This is a genomic window from Methylorubrum podarium (assembly GCF_040270385.1).
GTDB classification, from domain to species: domain Bacteria; phylum Pseudomonadota; class Alphaproteobacteria; order Rhizobiales; family Beijerinckiaceae; genus Methylobacterium; species Methylobacterium podarium.
In genome coordinates this window covers 13945-28924 of sequence record NZ_JBELQE010000110.1, presented here as the reverse complement: position 1 = coordinate 28924, position 14980 = coordinate 13945, and the positions used below count along the sequence as shown (strand labels likewise).

At 68.3% G+C, this 14980-nt stretch carries 14 protein-coding genes and 1 pseudogene; 9 read left to right on the top strand and 6 right to left on the bottom strand.

The window, feature by feature from the left end; all coding sequences use genetic code 11:
- The first annotated feature begins 23 nt into the window (after window positions 1-23).
- Both ABS772_RS21325 and ABS772_RS21320 read left to right on the top strand, forming a co-directional pair.
- A complete protein-coding gene (locus ABS772_RS21325) occupies window positions 24-923 on the top strand; it encodes an HlyD family secretion protein (RefSeq protein WP_350396757.1) in 900 nt (299 codons plus the stop codon).
- A 39-nt stretch (window positions 924-962) separates the two neighbouring features.
- Window positions 963-1115, top strand: a pseudogene (locus ABS772_RS21320) (transposase); the annotation flags it as partial.
- Window positions 1116-1509: 394 nt separating this feature from the next.
- Here ABS772_RS21320 and ABS772_RS21315 read toward each other — a convergent pair.
- Genes ABS772_RS21315 through ABS772_RS21305 form a run of 3 tightly spaced genes read right to left on the bottom strand, consistent with a single transcriptional unit; the run spans window position 1510 to window position 4157 of the window.
- On the bottom strand, window positions 1510-2574 hold the full coding sequence (locus ABS772_RS21315) for an adenylate/guanylate cyclase domain-containing protein (protein WP_350396756.1): 1065 nt from the start codon (window positions 2572-2574) through the stop codon (window positions 1510-1512).
- A gap of 52 nt (window positions 2575-2626) precedes the next feature.
- Window positions 2627-3148, bottom strand: a complete 522-nt coding sequence (locus ABS772_RS21310) for a cytochrome P460 family protein (RefSeq protein WP_350396754.1) — start codon at window positions 3146-3148, stop codon at window positions 2627-2629.
- Window positions 3132-4157, bottom strand: coding sequence for an alpha/beta fold hydrolase (locus tag ABS772_RS21305; RefSeq protein ID WP_350396809.1), 1026 nt, complete (start codon window positions 4155-4157; stop codon window positions 3132-3134). Before ABS772_RS21305 ends, ABS772_RS21310 begins: the two co-directional genes overlap by 17 nt.
- A gap of 376 nt (window positions 4158-4533) precedes the next feature.
- Between ABS772_RS21305 and ABS772_RS21300 the strand changes: the two genes are divergently transcribed.
- The gene (locus tag ABS772_RS21300; RefSeq protein ID WP_350396753.1) at window positions 4534-6135 is read left to right on the top strand and encodes an ABC-F family ATP-binding cassette domain-containing protein; all 1602 of its coding nucleotides are present in this window, start codon (window positions 4534-4536) and stop codon (window positions 6133-6135) included.
- A gap of 29 nt (window positions 6136-6164) precedes the next feature.
- Here ABS772_RS21300 and ABS772_RS21295 read toward each other — a convergent pair whose 3' ends face one another.
- Together ABS772_RS21295 and ABS772_RS21290 are read right to left on the bottom strand one after the other, a co-directional pair.
- Window positions 6165-7466, bottom strand: coding sequence for a sensor histidine kinase (locus ABS772_RS21295; RefSeq protein WP_350396751.1), 1302 nt, complete (start codon window positions 7464-7466; stop codon window positions 6165-6167).
- Complete coding sequence (locus tag ABS772_RS21290; RefSeq protein WP_096483237.1) at window positions 7463-8206, bottom strand: response regulator; 744 nt, start codon at window positions 8204-8206, stop codon at window positions 7463-7465. The genes ABS772_RS21295 and ABS772_RS21290 overlap by 4 nt, the downstream gene beginning before the upstream one ends.
- A 1131-nt stretch (window positions 8207-9337) precedes the next feature.
- On the opposite strand from ABS772_RS21290, the gene ABS772_RS21285 reads away from it, so the two are divergent.
- The 3 genes from ABS772_RS21285 to ABS772_RS21275 are packed head-to-tail and all read left to right on the top strand — an operon-like array spanning window position 9338 to window position 10300.
- Complete coding sequence (locus ABS772_RS21285; RefSeq protein WP_350396750.1) at window positions 9338-9706, top strand: hypothetical protein; 369 nt, start codon at window positions 9338-9340, stop codon at window positions 9704-9706.
- Window positions 9707-9709: 3 nt separating this feature from the next.
- Window positions 9710-10063 (top strand): hypothetical protein, encoded by a 354-nt coding sequence (locus tag ABS772_RS21280; RefSeq protein ID WP_350396749.1) that lies wholly within the window; start codon window positions 9710-9712, stop codon window positions 10061-10063.
- Window positions 10064-10072: 9 nt separating this feature from the next.
- Window positions 10073-10300: a hypothetical protein gene (locus ABS772_RS21275; protein WP_350396748.1), complete on the top strand. Its 228-nt coding sequence runs from the start codon at window positions 10073-10075 to the stop codon at window positions 10298-10300.
- A 220-nt stretch (window positions 10301-10520) separates the two neighbouring features.
- Here the strand turns inward: ABS772_RS21275 and ABS772_RS21270 are convergent, their stop codons facing one another.
- The gene (locus tag ABS772_RS21270; RefSeq protein ID WP_350396747.1) at window positions 10521-11459 is read right to left on the bottom strand and encodes a LysR family transcriptional regulator; all 939 of its coding nucleotides are present in this window, start codon (window positions 11457-11459) and stop codon (window positions 10521-10523) included.
- 141 nt (window positions 11460-11600) lie between these two features.
- On the opposite strand from ABS772_RS21270, the gene dctA reads away from it, so the two are divergent.
- From dctA to ABS772_RS21255, 3 genes are all read left to right on the top strand, one after another.
- Entirely contained in the window at window positions 11601-12932 is a 1332-nt protein-coding gene (dctA, locus tag ABS772_RS21265) for a C4-dicarboxylate transporter DctA (protein WP_350396746.1), read from the top strand.
- 76 nt (window positions 12933-13008) lie between these two features.
- Window positions 13009-14172: a mandelate racemase/muconate lactonizing enzyme family protein gene (locus ABS772_RS21260; RefSeq protein ID WP_350396745.1), complete on the top strand. Its 1164-nt coding sequence runs from the start codon at window positions 13009-13011 to the stop codon at window positions 14170-14172.
- 100 nt (window positions 14173-14272) lie between these two features.
- Entirely contained in the window at window positions 14273-14875 is a 603-nt protein-coding gene (locus ABS772_RS21255; RefSeq protein WP_350396744.1) for a VOC family protein, read from the top strand.
- Window positions 14876-14980 lie beyond the last annotated feature (105 nt).

Here is a 14980-nt window from a genome sequence, read left to right as displayed (position 1 = left end):
CTCAGACCTTCCGGATGAACCCCATGCCTCGGTTGCTCGCCCACTCGTTCCGCGTCCTCGTCACCCTCGGGATGGTCGCCGTCGCCATCGTCGTCGGCCTCGCCCTGTGGGACTACTACATGGAGGCTCCCTGGACCCGGGACGGGCGGGTGCGAGCCGACGTGGTGCAGGTGGCTCCTGACGTCTCCGGCCTCGTCACCGAGGTGCTGATCGCCGACAACCAAGTGGTGAAGCGGGGTGACGTCCTCTTCCGCATCGACCCCGATCGCTTCGCACTGGCCCTGCGCCAAGCCGAGGCGGTCGTCGAAGGGAAGAAGGCGACCGCCGCGCAGGCCTCGGCGGACTACGCCCGCTACCTGAAGCTGAGCGACGCCGCGGCGTCCCAGCAGCGGGTCGAGGCCGCGCAGGCGGCGGACTTGGAGGCCAAGGCCGCTTATGGCCGAGCGACGGCAGACCGTGACCTCGCCAAGCTCAATCTCGACCGCTCCGCCGTGAAGGCCTCGGTCAACGGACGCATCACCAACATGGGCCTGCGGCCCGGCACCTACGTCTCGACCGGCCACGGCGTGATGGCCCTGATCGACAGCGACACCCTGCGGGTCGAGGGCTATTTCGAGGAAACCAAGCTGCCGCGCATCCATGTGGGCGACAAGGCCCGCATCCGCCTGATGGGCGAGAAGGGTGAGCTGACCGGCCATGTGGAGAGTTTCGCGGGTGGCATTGAAGACCGCGAGCGAACGGCAGGCTCAAACCTTCTCGCCAGCGTCAACCCGACCTTCGCCTGGGTCCGGCTCGCCCAACGCATCCCGGTGCGGATCAAGCTGGACGGCAATCCGGACGAGACCCGGCTGGTCGCAGGCCGGACCGCGACGGTCGTGATCGATCCCGAGGGCGAGCCCCCCCGTTTCAGCCTGTTCAGATAAGCCGCGGCATCGTTGGGCCTTTGCGTAGGACGGGCCCGGATGGCGCGGTTCGACCTGTCGGATGCCGAGAGGGTGGTGATCGAGCCGCCGTTGCCGACAGATTTGCGCGGCCAGGAGCGCGTGGACGACCGGCGGGTCCTGAACGGGATCTTCTGGCGGCCGAGCACCGGCGCACCCTGGGCCATGGTGCCGGCGTACAAGTGCCGGAGCTCATGCGGGCTGATGCTCTCCAGTTTGGCCTGCTCCAGGGCTGCCGCGAGGCCCAAGCACAGCCTTCGGGTGGAGCCGGAAATTGGGACCGGAGACACTGGTTCTCCTAGCCAACGCCATGAGCCGGTTAGCTGGAGCATCAGCTCAGGGAGGCTAGAAGGTGTTGGCGGGAGCTCCGGAGCGTCTCTACGGCGCGCGTGCCCAACGTTGCGCCACTTCCAGATCTTCGCTCCAAGCCAGGAAGCGGACTTTGCGCATAGGCTGTGCGAACGGTCGGACCATCATGATGGCGCCATAGTCAGAGACCGCGCCCACCGACTGGAGAAGTTATCGTAGAAATTTTTCCGGTCGACCGTTGCGAAATGTGGGGCTTGGGTCAGCCCGTTTCGGCACCGTGCCTCGCGGAGGCCTGCGACGTGGAACTCAGCCCGAAGCCATTGTGAACGGCTGCGATGCGAAGTGGCTCATGGCGTCCACGGACAGTACGCGAGCCCAGATCCTCGACGATGATGCCGCTTGGCAGCGTGCCGAGCCGATCAAGCAGGTCGCCCGAGATGAGGATCGAGACGCCGAGTTCCTTCGCGACCAATTCGAGACGGCTCGTGGTGTTCAGCGTGTCACCGAAATACGCGATCTTGTGTCGTTCAAGTCCGATTTCAGCGGTCACGACCGAGCCGCAGTGAAGTACGGCGCGGAAGCCCGGAACTTGGCCGAACTCTGCCACCCAGCGCTCGGCGTCGTCGGCGATCACCTGTGCGAAATCGAAAACGCACCGCAGACACGCTGCATCTCGCGTTCCTCGCTTCATCGTCCAGCTCACGAGGGCCATGTCACCGACATAATCGTCGATGGAGCCGCGTGCGCGGTGCACCGGCAAGGCGAGCGCGCTGAAGATCGCGCCAAGATAGCGCTGAGCCGCCAAGTCGCCGTGCTGCTCAGCGAAGCGAGTCGAGCCTGCAACGTCGAGGAAGAGAAAGATGCGCTCCTCGCTGATCGGTCGATGGTAGCGCCCGATCAGCAGGTTCGCGAAGACGCGGGGCCCGATCAGATCCCGGACGCGGAAGACGAAGGCCGACAATGCGGAAATTCCGAGGGCGTAAGCGAGGCCAGCATCGGACATCAGCATCGCGACATGCGGGTTCGGCATGTAGCCGAAGGCGTGGTGCAGAACCGTACCGGCACCGGCATTCCCGGCCGCGATCATCGCGATGTAGGTGGCGAGCGTCGCCGCCACGAAGATGGGAGTCGCAGCACGTCGGATCAGGTCGCGCCAAGCCTGGAACAGCAGGCCACGCTCGTACAGGAGGACGGGCGCGCCGATAAAGGCGCCACGAATGCCGGAGACCAGCAGCTCGACATCGAAGATGAGACCGTAGAGCAGGCCCGCCAGCATTCCGATGACGGGTGCCACGATCCAGAAGCCGGCTCGGAACGGAGGCATGGGGCCATGGTATACCAAGCCGCCGGACTGGACACGTCCGGCGGTCGGGGCGTCAGCGGGCATAGCGCGTGAAGACGTAGTCGCGGTCCTTCACGCGGGCCTCGTGACAGGCGAAGCAGGTCTGGTGCTGAGCCTCGTCGACCGGCTTGCCGTCGACGAAGCGTCCGAATCCCCAGCCGCCCGTCTCCGGGTAGCGTTTGGCGTCCTTGACCATCACCTGCACGGTGGTGGCCCGGCCCGGCACGGTGGCCGGCTCGAACTCGGGCGAGGGCACCTGTTGCCAAGCGAGCTTCACCAGGACCGTCCCATCGGGAAACGGCAGGGTGCCGCTGGTGTAGGCCTTCACCGCGACGTCGTTGCCGACGACGGCGCGCAACTCGTTGAGCGGCTCCCCCTCCAGAGCAGGGGCGATGAGCTGCCAGGCCCGGTAACCGTCCGGGACGGTGACTCCGAAGATCGGCGAGGCGGGCTTGCCGGCTTCCTGAGCGGTCGCCGTGAGCGCGAGTCCCAGGGCGAGGGCGGCGGCTGGGATCAACAGACGCCGGCGCGGGCGGAGATCAGAAGCCATCGACATCGATCACCGCCTGAGCGAAAGCCTGCGGTGCCTCTTGCGGGAGATTGTGCCCGATGCCACCGCTGATCAGGCGGTGCTCGTAGCGGCCCGTGAACTTCTTGGCATAGGTCGCGGGCTCGGGGTGCGGCGCCCCGTTCGCGTCGCCCTCCATGGTGATCGTCGGGACGGCAATGGTCGGGAAGGCCGCCAGTTTGCGCTCGGTCTCGTCGAAGCGGGCCTCACCCTCCGCAAGCTTCAGACGCCAGCGATAATTGTGGATCGAGACCGCGACGTGGTCGGGGTTCTCGAAGGCCGGGGCGGAACGGGCGAAGGTTTCCTCGCTGAACTGCCATTTGGGTGAGGCAAGCTGCCAGATCAGCCGGGCGAAGTCCTTCGTGTAGCGCGCGTAACCCTCGCGGCCCCGCTCGGTTGCGAAGTAGAACTGGTACCACCATTGCAGCTCGGCTCTGGGCGGCAACGGCATCGCGTTCGCGGCTTGGCTGCCGATCAGGTAGCCACTGACAGAGACCAAGCCCCTGCAGCGCTCGGGCCAGAGCGCAGCCAAGATGCAGGCGGTGCGCGCGCCCCAGTCGTAGCCCGCGACGAGCGCCGTCTCGATTTTCAGCGCGTTCAGGAACTCCAGCGCGTCGTTGGCGAGAGCGGCCTGCTGGCCGTTGCGCGGCGTCGCGTCCGAGAGGAAGCGCGTCGCACCATAGCCGCGCAGGTACGGGATCAGGACGCGATAGCCCGCGGCGGCGAGGATCGGAGCGACGTCGACGTAGCTATGGATGTCGTAGGGCCAGCCGTGGAGGAGCAGGACCGGCTGCCCGCTCGGGGGCCCGGCCTCGACGTAGGCGACGTTCAGGTCGCTGGTGACGATCTGCTTCAAAGGCCCGAAGGACGCCTGCGAGGTCGCCGGACCGGCCGGCTGCGCGGCCACCGCTTCCGCTGACATGGCCGGTCCCGTCACCAGGAGAGCGCCAGCGGTCTTCAGCCAGTGCCGACGCGTCAAGTGACTCTGCTCGGGCATGTCATGATTCTCCTTGATGACGTTCACGCTGTGATGGTGCGGATGTCGCGATGGATGAGGACGCGGCGTGTCTCCTCTGTGTGCCTCGGGGCGGCCCAATGTGAGGATCTGTATGCCGCGCCGCGGCTCGATACAGAGGCTTACAAAGTGCTGGGTCGCGAGATGAGCGTATGCTCATGCGATGTTCCGCGGGCCTCGTCCCGAACTGTGGCGGATCCCGCCCTGTCGTCCCCGGCCGGCTCGGCGCCCGCGCGAAATGATGGACGCCCGGCCCCGGTCGAGGTTATTGAAGGGCCGCCGGATGGAGCCGCGACGCCGATGAGACTGTCCCTGACCGCAATGCCGAACCGCCTTGCCGCCAGGGATCCCTCAACGCATGCCAGCGCATCTCTCCCTTCTGAACATCACGTGGACCGCGCCTGACGGGCGCACCGTCCTCTCCGACATCAGCGCCAGCTTCGCGCAGGAGCGAACCGGCATCGTCGGCCGGAACGGCGCCGGGAAGAGCACAGTCCTGAACCTCGTGGCCGGTCGCCTGAGGCCGACAAGCGGCAGCATCATCGTCGAGGGTACGGTGGCGTTGTTGCGCCAGTTCGCGAGCATCCCGCCTGACGAGACGGTTGCCGATCTCTTCGGTGCGACCGCCAAGCTGGCATTGCTGCGTCGCGCCGAGATCGGTGCTGCCACGGCCGACGAGCTCGCCGAGGCCGACTGGACTCTGGAGGAGCGCCTCACGGAGGCCCTGGACCGGATGGGTGTACCGGTGAGCCCCGCGACACGTCTGTGTTGCCTCTCCGGCGGGCAGCGCGCTCGTGCGGCACTCGCGGCGGCGATGTTTGCAGGACCGGATTTCCTGCTGCTCGACGAACCGACCAACGACCTCGATCGCGAAGGGCGGTCCGCCGTGTGCGCAGCTCTGCGGAACTGGCGCGGGGGGGCAATCGTGGTCAGCCACGACCGATCCTTGCTCGACGCCATGGACGCCATCGTGGAGCTCGAACCCTCCGGGGTGAGCCGCTATCCGGGGAACTTCGATGCGTATCAGGAGGCCAAGGCGGTTCGGATCGCTGCGGCCGAGCATGACCTCGCTGTGGCCGAGAAGCGAACGGCGGACCTTGCACGAAGGACCCGGGAGACCGTCGAACGCCAGCAGCAGCGCGATGCGGCCGGACATCGCCGGGGTGCCCGCGGCGACCTTCCCCGGATCCTCGTCGGCGCCCGCCGAGACAATGCGGAGAAGACGGCCGGCGGCAGTGCACGCGCGGCGGAGCGACTGCGTTCCGAGGCACACCAGAAGCTGGAGGACGCCCGAAGCCGGATCGAGGCCGTGAAGGCGGTCTCAGTCACGGTCCCGTCCTGCGGCCTCCATGCTGCGAAGTCGGTCGTGTCGATCGAGCGGGCGACCGTCGGCCATCAGCCGGGTCAGCCCATTCTGGAGGATGTGTCGCTTTCCGTGACCGGACCGGAGCGCATCGCGATCTCCGGGCGCAACGGGGCGGGGAAGTCGACGCTCCTTGACCTCATCGAGGGCCGCCTCAGCCCCTGGTCGGGGCGGGTGTCGGTCGGCGTGCGCACGGCACGCCTCGACCAGGGTCTCACCGCCCTCGACCACAACCAGACCGTGGTGGAGAACTTCGCCCGCCTCAATCCGGAGGAAGATGCCAACGGATGCCGGGCGGCCCTGGCGCGCTTCCAGTTCAGGTCTGCCGCCGCGGATCGGCCCGTCTCGGCGTTGAGCGGCGGTCAGCAGGTTCGAGCCGCCCTGGCCTGTGTGCTCGGCAATGCGGTCCCGCCGCAACTCCTGCTTCTCGACGAGCCGACCAATCACCTCGACCTCGAAGCCGTCGAGGCGGTCGAGGCCGGGCTCGCTTCCTATGACGGCGCTCTTCTGGTCGTCAGTCACGACGAGGCTTTTCTCCGCGCGCTGGGCATCACGCGGTGGCTCGCCCTCGACGATCTCGCCGACAGGTCCGGTTGATCGGTCGTGCGGGCCGCGCCGGACCCGCGTCACGAGAGCGTGACGGCCGCCTCCAGGCCGCCGCCCGGGCGGTTGCTGAGCCTGAGCCGTCCGCCGATCGCGGAAGCGAGCTGATCGGCGATGGCGAGGCCGAGTCCGGTGCCGCCGGTCTCACGGCTGCGCGATCCCTCCAGGCGGACGAAGGGAAGCAGCACGGCATCGAGCTTGTCCGCGGGGATGCCGGGTCCACGATCCAGCACCGCGATGGTGATCCTGTCCTGGACGACCTGCAGATCGAGCTCTGCCCGGTTGGCATATCGGATCGCGTTGTCGATCAGGTTCGTCAGGATCCGGCGCAGGGCTTGCGGGCGCGTCACGATCGTCACCTCCGGCAGGCCGGAGACCGCGACGTCGCACCCTGTGTCCTGGTAGTCGAAGGCGATGCTCTCGAGAAAGGCGCGCAGATCGAGGCGGGTGGGTGGCTCGACGTCTCCGTGCACGCTGCGGGCGTAGGCAATCCCCTCGCGGACGAGGGTCTCGATCGCTTCGAGATCGCCGAGGATCCGGTCCTGTTCGGGGCCCTCGACGCCTGTCTCCACGCGCAACCGCATCCGGGTGATCGGTGTCTGGAGATCGTGGGAGATCGCCGCGAGGATGCGGACGCGTTCGTCGAGGTGGCGGGACACCCGCTGCTGCATCGCGTTGAGGGCTCGCGCGGCGCGCGCGACCTCATCGGGCCCTGCCTCCGCGAAAGGCGTGGCCGGTCGCCCCGGCTCCAGCGCGTCGGCGGCCTGCGCGAAGCGCGTCAGCGGCCGGACGGCGAGCCGCACGGCGAACCAGACGCAGCCGACGAGCACGAGCAGCTGCAGGGCCAGCGCGACGGGCAGCCACGATGCCACGGGCCGCAGGGTCGGCTGGACCGCGATGGTGAGGGCCGAGCCGTCACTCAGGGCGACGTGCCCCTGCAGTCGCACCGGCGAGCCGGACACCGCATCGAACCGAACGGGGAAGCGCGGCTCCAGCGCGGCGCGTATCTCGTCCGCGATCATCGTCAGACGGGACGAGAGCGCCGCAGTCCCCGGCGAACCGGAGCCGAGCGCGAAGCGATAGGTCGGCCTTTCGAGGAGCGGGAGCCATTCGGACCGCTCGGCGGCCGGCAGGCGATCGAGCAGCGCGACCGCGACGACGACGTCGCGCTGGAGCGTCGTCAGCATGACGGCGCGCGCCGTCTGGTCCCGCTCGGCTCTTGTGACCGCAAACGACAGAAGCTGAGCGCTCAGGAGACCTGCGAGCAGGATCAGGAACAGGCGGCCCCGCAGGCTGCCCGGCCAAACCAGAAGGGATGCCATCATCCCTCGCGCGCCTGCGCGATGGTAATGGGCATGGCAAAGACATAGCCTTCGCTACGCACCGTCTTGATGTAGGCGGGCTCGCGGGCATCGTCCTTCAGCCGCTGCCGCAGGCGGCTGACGAGCAGGTCGACGGATCGGTCGAACAGTTCGGCATCACGGCCCTGTGTCAGGTTGAGCAACTGGTCGCGCGACAGGACCCGCTGCGGGTGATCGAGCAGCACGCGCAGAAGCCGGTACTCCGCGCCGCTGAGGGGGACGACCGTTCCTGTCGCGTCGATGAGATGACGGGCGGTGGTGTCGAGCTGCCACGCCCCGAAGGCGAGAAGCCGGCCTGCCTCGGTCACCTGGAGGTTGGGTGGCAGCATCCGGGTACGGCGGAGCACGGCCTTGATCCGCGCGAGGAGTTCCCGGGCCGCGAACGGCTTCACCAGGTAGTCGTCCGCACCCATCTCCAGGCCGACGATGCGGTCCGTCTCGTCGCTGCGGGCCGTCAGCATCAGGACCGGGGTGGCCTTGTGCCTGCCCGAGCGCAGCTCCCGGCACAGGACGAGACCGTCATCGCCCGGCATCATGATGTCGAGCACGACGAGGTCGACCCGGTCGGCGTCGAGGAACGCGCGCATCTGCCGCCCGTCCGCGGCCAGCGTCACGCGGAGGCCGTTTTTCCTGAGGTAGTTCGACAGCAAGTCGCGGATTTCTCGGTCGTCGTCGACGATCAGGACATGGTCGATGTGATCCACGGTCAGCCCCCAGCGTGCTTCATCGGATAGCGCGATGGGTGCCCGCGGGCGAGCCAGTCTTCGTAACACAGTGTAGCGGCGCGGCGCCGCGTGCCTGGTCCGACGTGACCGTCGTGCTGGGCTTGCGTGGGCAGGGCAGAGTTCCACAGGGATCTGCTCCCTACAGACGTGAGCAAGCGGACAGTCCACTTCCGTCCGACATCAGTCGCCCGGGCAACCCATCAGACTGTCCTGAAGCGGACCTTGTCAGCGCCTGCTTTGGCTCATGAGCCGAAGCCCAAGGAGGTGGCGCCGGACGGCGCGGCGACAGGAGGCAAGCCCATCCCAATTGGAGGGCCGCTCTGGGACTTCGTCGGATCAGGCGGTGTCAGAAATTGCCGCCCAGCAACAAAGCCGTCTGAGACGTGACACGGATTACCTGACTGCCACCTCGTATCGTGCCGGAGCGGGGATGCACCGGCCCGATCCAACTCCGTTGCGGCCCCTGAGCACCGGCAAAACGTAACCGCGTCGCCGAGGTCGCGAGCGGATCTGCCAACCGGTTGGAGCGATTAGATGCAGCACGCTCATCGGCGAGCCGGGTCCTCCGACTTCGGAGGGCAACGCTCTATCCAGCTGAGCTACGGGTGCTGACAGTGGCTCGCGAGCAGCTCAACCGGACCGCCGACGCAACGGCGCCGTGCGGGGCGATTCGAATGCCCTGGTCGCTCGAAGGGACGGCTGCGTCGCCCTCCTCAGGCGAAGGTCGCACGTTCGAATCGCGTCGGGGCCCGGCGGGTGTCCGCGGGAGCGGACGGCGTGCGGCGCTCTCCAGGGACAGGCGCCGCGTGTGCGCCGCTGCGCCGGATCTTCGGCAAGGGCCGATCGGCGAATGCGAGGACGGGAATTGCGGCGAAGCATCCGGGCCGTCTCCACAGCACGGCCAACCTGAGGATGTGAATCCGGTAGCCAGGATCAAAAGCCTGTGTTGAATGGGCGCGTGAAGGCTGCGCGACGCTCGAACGTCGGCGGTCACTCCGGCAACACGGTTTCGGTGTGCGATCGTCCCTCGATCCCGACGCTGCGGCCCGGCCGCGGATCACGGCAGGCGATCTGGCGCGAGGCATCGTCCGCCTCGTGCCGGGGCAGCACATGGTCGTCGTCGGGACCGGCCGAGACGGCGTCGGTGCCCTCGTTTCGGAGGTCTCCGATGGCGGCCGCAGCGCACTCCTGGTCGCGTGCGAGGGGCTTTTCGCGGCGACGGCCATCGTCGACCGGCTGCTCGACCCGCGCCACCTGTTCTTCGGTCCCGACCCGGCCCGCACCCGCATCTCGGTGATCAACCTGTCGGGGCTGGGCTCGGAGGCGGCGCGCGAGGACTTCGTGAACCGCCTGCAGATGACGCTGTTCGGCTGGATCAAGAACAACCCCTCGCCCCGCGGCATGCTCTACGTGGTGGACGAGGCGCAGACCTTCCTGCCGGCGCAGAAGACCGCGCCGAGCCTCGGCAGCGGCATCTAGCTGGTGGCGCAGGGCCGCAAATATGGGCTCGGGATGATCGTGGCGACGCAGGTGCCGCGGGGCATCCACAATCAGGTCGTCTCCAACTGCACCACGCAGTTCTTCGGCCGGCAGAGCGCCCCCGCGACCATCGCGGCCGCCCAGGAGATCATCGCCGCGAATGGCGGCACGGCGTCCGATATCGGCAAGCTGGGCGCGGGCGAGTTCTACTACGCGACGGAAGGGTCGGGACGACCGGCCAAGCTACGCACGCCGATCTGCCTCTCCTACCACCCGGCCAACCCTCCGACACCGGAGGAGGTCGTTCGGCAGGCGCGGGCGTCCGCGGAGCGGGCTTCGGCCCCTCGGAGCCGGTAGCGATCCGCGATGGGGGGCACGATCGACCGAGGGACGCCCGCGGAGCTGGCCCAGCTTCTCACCGATGCCGCACGGGGCGTGAACCAGACGCTTCCGCCGATCGCGACCGAGGACTACGCGGGGCGCTACCGGCAGATCGTCGAGGCGATCCTCTTCGGCGCCGCGGTTCCGGCCGCGGCTGCGGCGGGGGAGCCGGTGCCCGGCCGGACCGACCGGACGCGCCGGGCCGAGGGCTGAGACCGCCCCGACGCGACGGCGATCCTGCGCCGTCGCCTTTCAGATGATCGGACCGGCGGCAGCGATCCGGACGGCCGAAGGCCGACTCTCCGCCGCGGCCGTCATCGACCGGTTCGCGCGCCCTGTCGTCGGCTGGCCGATTCAGGGCCAGCCGAAGGCGAGCCACGGGACACCCAAGTCCCGAGGCTGACGGGCCGCATTCGGCGAGGAGCCCGCGGACTCAACAGGCGGCCCGCTCCGAAGCGGATTTCGGGCGCGTCTGTGCCGATCTGGATACGAGCCCGTCCCAGAGCTCGTCGGCCGCATCGTTGCGGCACTCCGGGGAGCGGAAGAGCCGGATCTCGATCGGGACGTCGAATTGCTCTGGCCCCGCTCGCACGAGGCTGCCGCGCGCCTGGTCGTCCGCCGCGACCGTCCGCGGCAGCCAAGCGACGCCATGACCATCCCGCGCCATCGTCATGAGCGTGGCGGCAAGATGCGACGTGAGCGCCGTCGCCATGGAGGTGCGTTTCAGGTCCTGGCAGGCCGCCAGGATGCGGCCGAGCCCCGAGGCTTGGCTATAGGCGAGGTAGGGAACGGGCGCGTCCTCCGATCCCGGCAGCGACCAAATCGGCCGGCCGTCGGCGCCGGGCGCGCAGAGCGGAACGAGGACATCGTCACCGATGGGAACGCTCGGAAAGCGGTCGGTCTCGAAGCGCGTCGGCGCGTTGGGATGGACGTGGCAGATCAAGAAATGCACCTCCCCGGACAGCATGATGGCCTCGCAGGCCTCCATGCTGTCCGAGACGAGGTTCAGCGTGCCGAGCGCCTGAAGCTGCATCAGGCCGCGGATCCAGGCCGGGAAGAACGTGAACGAGAGCGCGTGCGTCGCCGCGACGGAGAGGGCCACCGTGTTCCGGTCGCCGATCGCGCGGGCTTCGCGACGGGCACGCTCCAGGCCGTGAGTCAGGTCATCCGCGGCGGGCCGAAAATGAGCGCCGGCCGGCGTCAGCGTCGTCCCTTGAGTACCCCGCACGAACAGAGGGGTGCCGACCCAGTCCTCCAGGGCGCGGATGCGGCGGCTGAAGGCGGGCTGGCTCACGTTCCGGGCCTCCGCCGCCCGGGAGAACGTCCTCAGCTCCGCCAGCGCCAGAAAGTCCCTGAGCCAGTCGAGATCCATGGCGATGCCGTTTGTGCATAGCGTGAACCGAACATGGCATTGGCTGCCGGGGCAGGTCCAGACCTATGCTGCCGGCAAGCTCCCGTTCGAGGAGCCGTGTGCCCTCTGAAATTGGGCACGAGCACCGGGAGGTATTCAGCCGTGAAAGACTGGCTCAGGCGGCTTTACGTCCAAGTCTTCATTGCCATCATCATCGGCGGATTGGTCGGCTACTTCCTGCCTCATATCGGCGTCACGTTGCAGCCCCTGGCGGATGGCTTCATCAAGCTGATCAAGATGCTGCTGGCGCCGGTCATCTTCGGCACCATCGTGGTCGGCATCGCCAAGATGGGCAACATGAAGGAGGTCGGACGCATCGGCGTGCGGGCGCTGATCTACTTCGAGGTCGTCTCGACGCTCGCCCTCGTCATCGGCCTCGTCGTCGTCAACGTCATGCAGCCGGGCGTCGGCATGAACATCGACGCCACGCAGATCGACGGCAGCGCCATCGCCGGCTACGCCAAGCGGGCCGAGGCGCAGCCCGGCATCGTCGGCTTCCTGATGGACATCATCCCCTCGACGATGGCGGAGGCCTTCACCAAGGGCGCCATGCTGCAGATCATCCTGATCTCGGTGCTGCTCGGCCTCGCTTTGGTCCAGGCGGGCGAGCGCGGCCGGCCGGTGGTCGTGGTCATCGACAGCCTGCTCGACGCGCTGTTCCGCATCGTCGCGATGGTGATGCGGCTCGCCCCCGTCGGTGCCGGAGCCGGCGTCGCCTTCACCATCGGCAAGTACGGCCTCGGCACGGTCTGGTCGCTCGCCTACCTCATGCTCGGCGTCTACGCGACCTCGATCCTGTTCGTCGTGCTCGTGCTCGGCTCCGTCTGCGCCTGGAGCGGCTTCTCTCTTCCCAAGGTGCTCAGCTACTTCAAGGACGAGATCCTGATCACCTTCGGGACCTGCTCCACCGAGGCCGTCATGCCGCGCATGATGGCGAAGCTGGAACGCCTGGGCTGCGAGAAGTCCGTCGTCGGCCTCGTCCTGCCGACGGGCTACACCTTCAACGCGGACGGCACCTGCATCTATCTCACCATGGCGTCCATCTTCGTCGCCCAGGCCACCAACACGCCGCTCGGCCTCGGCGACCAGCTCGTCGTGCTCGGCGTCCTGCTGCTGACCTCCAAGGGATCGGCCGGGGTCGCCGGTGCCGGCTTCGTCACCCTTGCCGCGACCCTGTCGAGCATCCACACCGTCCCGGTCGCGGGCCTCGTGCTGCTGCTCGGCGTCGACCGCTTCATGAACGAGGCGCGGGCGGTGACGAACCTGATCGGCAACGCGGTCGCCACCATCGCCGTCGCGAAGTGGGAGGGCGCCTTCGATCGCGCCAAGGCCGAGGAGGCCTACCGCAACCGGGCGGCGGTCGCCGCCGAGGCCGTCATCCCGCGCACGGAAGCCGGCCATGCCGTGCCCCGTCCCGTGGCTGCCGTGCACTGAGCGCACGGAGCCTGCCGGCCCCCTCGCGGCCGATCCAATCCGCTCCGACACCCATCACACGCCAAGGAGAGCCACCGTGCGTATCGTCGACGTCCGCGAGGTCACCAAGCCGATCGCGTCCCCCATCCGCAACGCCTATATCGACTTCTCGAAGATGACCGCGAGCCTCGTCGCCGTGGTCACCGATGTCGAGCGCGACGGCCGCCGGGTCGTCGGCTACGGTTTCAACTCGAACGGCCGCTACGGCCAGGGCGGCCTGATCCGCGAGCGCTTCCGGAACCGCATCCTGGAGGCCGATCCGAAGAGCGTCCTCAACGAGGCCGGCGACAACCTCGACCCGCACAAGCTGTGGGCCGCCATGATGACCAACGAGAAGCCCGGCGGGCACGGCGAGCGCTCGGTGGCGGTCGGCACCCTCGACATGGCGATCTGGGACGCCACCGCCAAGATCGCCGGCAAGCCGCTGTTCCGCCTGCTCGCCGAGCAGAAGGGCGTCGAGGCCAACCCGCGCGTGTTCGTCTACGCGGCCGGCGGCTACTACTACCCGGGCAAGGACGACACCCAGCTGCGCGCCGAGATGCGCGGCTACCTCGACCGCGGCTACACCGTGGTGAAGATGAAGATCGGCGGCGTGCCGATCGCGGAGGACCAGCGCCGCATCGAGGCGGTGCTGGCGGAGATCGGCTCCCAGGCGCAGCTCGCCGTCGACGTCAACGGCCGGTTCAACCTCGAGCAGGGCATCGCCTACGCCAAGATGCTGCGTCAGTACCCGCTGTTCTGGTACGAGGAGGTCGGCGACCCGCTCGACTACGCCCTGCAGGCGGCGCTCTCCGAGTACTATCCCGGCCCGATGGCCACCGGTGAGAACCTGTTCTCGCACCAGGACGCCCGGAACCTCCTGCGCTACGGCGGCATGCGCCCGGATCGGGACTGGCTGCAGTTCGACTGCGCGCTGTCCTACGGCCTGGTCGAGTACCTGCGCACCCTCGACGTGCTGCACCAGTTCGGCTGGTCGCCCTCCCGCTGCATCCCGCATGGCGGGCACCAGATGTCGCTCAACATCGCGGCCGGCCTCGGGCTCGGCGGCAACGAGAGCTACCCGGACCTGTTCCAGCCCTACGGCGGCTTCCCGGACGGGGTGAGGGTCGAGGACGGCCACATCGTCATGCCCGAGCTGCCCGGCATCGGCTTCGAGGGCAAGTCGGACCTCATCCATGTCATGCGTGAACTGGCCGAGTAGGACGATCGGGATCGGGCGCCGCCCGGCTGGTCCGGCGGCGACACAGGGGGGCGTCGCGCACCGCCCCGATCGATCCGAGAGAGCCCGGCTCGACATCGACGTGCAGGCCGTCCTCGACGCCCTGACCGACGAGTTCATGAGCACGTCGGTAGTCAAGATCCGGGCCGGTATACCGAGCACCAATCGGAACACCGTGGCCTTGGCCGCCTGCCGGGAGCTGGAACGCCGAGGGCTCGCCGAGCATACCGGTTGCGGCGCGCGCTCGACCCTGCGCTGGAGGCGGACGCGCCACCGACCCGAAAGGACACCTTCGCCCATGCACGTCCGTTGCGATCACGTCCATCTGCGCAGCCGCGACGCCGTCGCCGCCGCGCGGTTTTACGTCGATCTGTTCGGGGCCCGCGAAATCCGCCGCGACGGCTCACCGGTCGTCAGCCGCGTGACGATCGAGCTCGGCGGCCTCACCGTCTTCATCGAGCAGGCGCCCGAGGGAACAACCCCCGCATCGGCGCAGCCGCATCTGGGGATCGAGCATATCGGTCTCGGCGTCGAGGATATCGAACAGGCCTACGAGCACGTGCGGCGACACGGGATCGAGATCATCTCCGGGATCAACGAGGTCAATCCCCGGTTGCGCACGGTCTTCATCAAGGGGCCGGACGGGGCCGTCATCGAGCTGCTGCAGCGGTTGGCCGGTTCCTAGAGGGCGGCGTCAGACGGTGTCCGGTTGATCGCTTCGGTCAGGGCATGGCCTGTCCCCTCCCCACAAGGGGGAGGAGAGGGGCGGTGCCCGAGGGGGTCAACGCAA

Coding starts and splice junctions, on each gene's coding strand:
- ABS772_RS21295 (WP_350396751.1), bottom strand. CDS start 7,466: ATGATGGCATCCCTTCTGGTTTGGCCGGGCAGCCTGCGGGGCCGCCTG.
- ABS772_RS21310 (WP_350396754.1), bottom strand. CDS start 3,148: ATGTCGATGGCTTCTGATCTCCGCCCGCGCCGGCGTCTGTTGATCCCA.
- ABS772_RS21300 (WP_350396753.1), top strand. CDS start 4,534: ATGCCAGCGCATCTCTCCCTTCTGAACATCACGTGGACCGCGCCTGAC.
- ABS772_RS21325 (WP_350396757.1), top strand. CDS start 24: ATGCCTCGGTTGCTCGCCCACTCGTTCCGCGTCCTCGTCACCCTCGGG.
- ABS772_RS21275 (WP_350396748.1), top strand. CDS start 10,073: ATGGGGGGCACGATCGACCGAGGGACGCCCGCGGAGCTGGCCCAGCTT.
- ABS772_RS21305 (WP_350396809.1), bottom strand. CDS start 4,157: ATGCCCGAGCAGAGTCACTTGACGCGTCGGCACTGGCTGAAGACCGCT.
- ABS772_RS21285 (WP_350396750.1), top strand. CDS start 9,338: ATGGTCGTCGTCGGGACCGGCCGAGACGGCGTCGGTGCCCTCGTTTCG.
- ABS772_RS21315 (WP_350396756.1), bottom strand. CDS start 2,574: ATGCCTCCGTTCCGAGCCGGCTTCTGGATCGTGGCACCCGTCATCGGA.
- ABS772_RS21270 (WP_350396747.1), bottom strand. CDS start 11,459: ATGGATCTCGACTGGCTCAGGGACTTTCTGGCGCTGGCGGAGCTGAGG.